Source organism: Streptomyces europaeiscabiei (genome assembly GCF_001550375.1).
GTDB lineage: Bacteria > Actinomycetota > Actinomycetes > Streptomycetales > Streptomycetaceae > Streptomyces > Streptomyces europaeiscabiei.
In genome coordinates this window covers 1-1,417 of record NZ_LRTR01000308.1, presented here as the reverse complement: position 1 = coordinate 1,417, position 1,417 = coordinate 1, and the positions used below count along the sequence as shown (strand labels likewise).

At 74.5% G+C, this 1,417-nt stretch carries 1 protein-coding gene; it reads right to left on the bottom strand.

The genetic code is table 11. The features are described 5' to 3' along the window. Positions 1-195: 195 nt before the first annotated feature. Positions 196-1,417 (bottom strand): outer membrane protein assembly factor BamB family protein (locus tag AWZ10_RS15005; protein ID WP_159058275.1); only part of this gene is annotated, 1,222 nt, incomplete at its 5' end.

Genomic DNA, 1,417 nt, shown 5'->3' with positions numbered 1-1,417 from the left:
GGGGCGGGGCGGGGCGGGGCGGGGCGGGACAGCGTACGGCCGTATGCGACGGCGCACTTGGAAGAGGAGCTGACGGGACGGGCGCGAGGAAGGGGTCGAGACGGCCACAGCCCCGGAGCCCGGTACGGGGTGACCGGCCCCGCGCGGCCTCAGAGCCGCGCGCCCCACCCCGTGGGCGCCCCGCCCGTGGGCGCCCTACGACGTCCGCGCCGTCCCCGTCCCCTTCTCCGCGTCCAGTGCGTACACGCACCGGTCCTTGCTGCACGCGTACACGACGCCCTCCTTGACGACGGGCGAGCCGGTGATCTCGCCGCCCGTCGCGAGCTTCCAGCGGAGTCGGCCGTCGTCGGCCTTCAGCGTGTACAGGAGGTGGTCCGTCGAGCCGAAGTGGATACGGCCCTCCGCGACCGACGGCGATCCGACGATCTCGCCGCCCGCCTGGAAGCGCCACTTCGGCGTCCCCGTGACCGCGTCGAGGGTGTAGAGGCCCTTGCCGCTGCCCACATGGACGTGCCCCGCGGCGACGAGTACCGGCTCCAGCGAGGAGCGGGACTCCGTCGCGATCCTCCAGCGGTCGCGGCCGTCCGTGGCGTCGAGGGCGTAGACCGTGCCGAGGTAGTCGGCGAGATAGACGCCGCCGCCCGTGACCGCCGGTCCCGGCGCGAACGTGGGCGCGGAGAGGAAGACGGCCGGTGCCTCGAAGTGCCAGCGGACGTGCCCGCCGGCGATGTCGATGGCCAGGACACGGCTGCCGGCGGAGACGTACACATAGCCGTCCGCGGCCGGTGTGAGCCGTACCGGAACGCCGCCGCAGGAGGCCGCGTCCCCGATGGGGTACGACCAGCGCTCGTCGCCCGTACGGGCCTCCAGCGCGCGCAGCCGGGCGTCCTTCCAGATGTACACCGTGCCGTCCTGCACGACCGGCCCGGCCTCGGGGGACTCGAAGTCGGTCTGGGCGCCGGTGAGCTCCCAGAGCTTGTGCCCGTTGGACGCCTCCCAGCCCTGTACGCCGCCGCCGCGGGTGGCGGTGACCACCGTGCCCCGGTCGGCCTTCAGGGAGTACACCCAGGCGTCCGTCGACAGCCGCCACAGGTCCGCGCCCTCGCGGGCGTCGAGCGCGAAGAGGGTGGGGCCGTCGGAGGCGTGGATACGGCCGTCCGCGACCGCCATCGACCAGGCGACGTCACGGGTCTTGAAGCGGCGCCGGCCGGTGGCCACGTCCAGGGCGTGCACCTCGAAGGAGGTGACGTAGACGAGGTCGTCGGCGACGGACGGGGTGCCCCACACATCGTTCGACATGCGAAAACGCCAGGGGCGCCAGCCGGAGGCGGCCGGATCGGGAGTGGCCGGCGGGACGGTCACGGAGGGCGCGGGGTCGGCGCCGTTCACGCCGGCGCGCGGCCGGGACCAGGACGCG